We start from the raw sequence: 1121 nt of genomic DNA, 5'->3' as shown, positions 1-1121 counted from the left end.
AGGGTGGTCGCGGTGATGCGCGGCTGCAGAACATAGTTCTCGAACTGCTGATAGGCGATGATGAACAACAGAATCCACAGCGCCGTGATCGGGTCGTGCACCAACGCCACGAGCACGGGCAGCGCGCCGGCCATATAGGTGCCCACAGTCGGGATGAACTGGGAGACGACACCGACCCACAACGCCAGCGCGAACGCCGAGGGCACATCGAGCACCCGCAACGCCACGTAGTGCGCGACCGCCGAACACAGGGCCAGCAGGGCGCGCGAATAGATGTAGCCGCCGGTCTTCTCGACCGCGATGTCCCAGGCCCGCAACACATGCTTCTGCTGTTTCGGCGGCAGCAGCGAACACACCCAGGTGCGGAAACGCGGTCCGTCGGCCGCGAAATAGAACGTGAACAGCAGCACTCCGAGCAGCTGGAACAGCGCGCCGATCGCGACAGTGCCGATGCCCCAGACGTTTCCGGCCAGACCCACCAGGTACTTCTCGATCGTGGAACTCCACTCCGAGGCGTACTTGGTCAGGTCGTCACCCGAAATATCCTGATGGAAGGTCGAATTGACCCAGTCGACCAGATCCTGGACGTAGTCGGGGGCGTTCGTCACGAGCATGGTCACCTGGTTGACCAGCAGCGCGCCCAGCGTCCACACGAACGCGACGATCATCACCAGCACCACCAGGAACACCGCGCCGGTGCCCGCCCCACGCCGAACACCGCGCGCGGCAAGCCAATTCACCGCGGGTTCGATCGCGAAGGCCAAAAAGATCGACACCAGCAGCACTGTGAGCAGGCCCTGCATCTTGCCGAGCACCCAGAACGCCGCGATCAATCCGGCTACCGCCAACACGGCGTACAGCAGCGCCCGTGGCAGCCAGCGCGGCGGTGTGCGCACCGACCAGTAGGCGGGCAGGGCGCTCACCGCGACGGACTGTGCGGCGGGTTCAGCGGATTCGTCCTCGGCAACCACGAATGTCACGGTACCCAGGGCGTGCGCCGACAGCCCGTCGGCGCGCGCGCCTCACACGGTGGCGGCGTCGATCACGAACCGGTATTGGACATCGCTGGCGACCACACGGTCATAGGCGGAGTCGATCTCGTCGCCGTTGATCAGTTCGAG

1 protein-coding gene is annotated in these 1121 nt (G+C 64.9%); it reads right to left on the bottom strand.

Annotated elements, in window-relative coordinates; all coding sequences use genetic code 11:
- Positions 1–971, bottom strand: a 971-nt coding sequence (locus AB0F44_RS30255; protein ID WP_357361078.1) for an AI-2E family transporter, incomplete at its 3' end; no start/stop codon positions are given.
- Positions 972–1121 lie beyond the last annotated feature (150 nt).

It is taken from the genome of Nocardioides sp. NPDC023903 (genome assembly GCF_040639295.1).
In the GTDB taxonomy this organism is placed as follows: Bacteria; Actinomycetota; Actinomycetes; order Propionibacteriales; family Nocardioidaceae; genus Nocardioides.
The sequence above is the reverse complement of the archived record's forward strand: the minus strand, read 5'-3'. Positions and strand labels throughout refer to the sequence as shown.